2 protein-coding genes are annotated in these 623 nt (G+C 70.3%); both read right to left on the minus strand.

Going from position 1 to position 623, the window contains the following annotated elements:
* Nucleotides 1–320, minus strand: a 320-nt coding sequence (locus A5780_RS40675; protein WP_064908009.1) for a hypothetical protein, incomplete at its 3' end; no start/stop codon positions are given.
* Nucleotides 308–623 (minus strand): DUF5131 family protein (locus A5780_RS06465; protein ID WP_156769387.1); only part of this gene is annotated, 316 nt, incomplete at its 5' end. The genes A5780_RS06465 and A5780_RS40675, both read right to left, overlap by 13 nt.

A 623-nucleotide genomic window follows, 5' to 3' on the forward strand; every position in this document is an offset into this window, starting at 1 on the left:
CGGGTGACCATCGAGTCCGGGGTGCAGCCGGTGTGGCTGCCGCAGAAGAACTCGCCGAACTGCGCCGGCGTCATCTCAGGGAAGCCCTCGGCGCGGACTTCTTCGTTCGTGATGGTGTCGAGGCGCTCGCGGCGCACGTCGAGAACTTCGACATCGACGATCCGTACAAGTGGTTCGCCGCGGCGGCGGCCCATCACCTTGCGGCACAGCGTGAGCCGGGTGCCGGGCGTCAGCATCAGCCAGCCCGTGCGGCGGGTGACGGTCTTGGTGCGGTCGCGGACCTGGTCCTCGGTGAGCGAGACCGACATCAGGCGTGGCATGGGGTGCTCCTGTTCTGCGGGTACTGGTTCCAGATCCGGCCGTCGAGTTCGCGCCCGGCCGTTTTCGGGGTGCGACCACCCCACTGCTTGAAGAAGAACGCGGTCCCGGCCTCGACGCACTGGTCGCGCAGGTCGCGCACCCAGTCCGCCTCGATCGGCCGGGCGTGGGGCCCGGATTCGCCGCCGACGATGACCCAGTCGATCGCCGGGATCGGCCGCCAGTCGGCGCAGCCGGGGCACCCGCATTCGAAGCGTTCGTCGTCGTCGGGCCACCGGCACCGGCACCCGTCCGGGCATCCGGTC

This window comes from Nocardia sp. 852002-20019_SCH5090214 (assembly GCF_001665865.1).
GTDB lineage: Bacteria > Actinomycetota > Actinomycetes > Mycobacteriales > Mycobacteriaceae > Nocardia > Nocardia nova.